Source organism: Gardnerella sp. CCPDSM, from assembly GCF_056754715.1.
Genome location: NZ_JBQEQO010000089.1, coordinates 1 through 325 on the forward strand (window position 1 = coordinate 1; position 325 = coordinate 325).

Annotated in this window: 2 protein-coding genes; both read left to right on the plus strand. The window is 44.3% G+C overall.

The genetic code is table 11. The features are described 5' to 3' along the window. Positions 1 to 217, plus strand: a 217-nt coding sequence (locus ACTJLE_RS06665; protein ID WP_481267926.1) for a phage major capsid protein, incomplete at its 5' end; no start/stop codon positions are given. Positions 218 to 242: 25 nt separating this feature from the next. Next, positions 243 to 325 (plus strand): head-tail connector protein (locus tag ACTJLE_RS06670; RefSeq protein ID WP_481267928.1); only part of this gene is annotated, 83 nt, incomplete at its 3' end.

Here is a 325-nt window from a genome sequence, read left to right on the forward strand (position 1 = left end):
ATACACGTCTGCTTACGCGCCTGAAAACATGGTGGCTTTTGGCGACTACTCGTACTACAACATTGGTGATCGTGGTTCACGCTCGTTTAAAGAGCTTACCGAGCTTTTCGCTGGAAACGGCATGATAGGTTTCGTCGCTAAAGAGCGTGTAGACGGCAAACTCGTGCTTAAAGAAGCAGTACAGATTCTGCCTGTTAAAACAAGCGTAGCAGCATAAAAAGATGGTTTAAGGAGGGGTGTTGATGATAGTTACAGTTGAGGAAGCAAAAAACTATCTTAGGGTGGATAGTAGAGAAGATGATGAGCTTATCAACACCCTTATTCG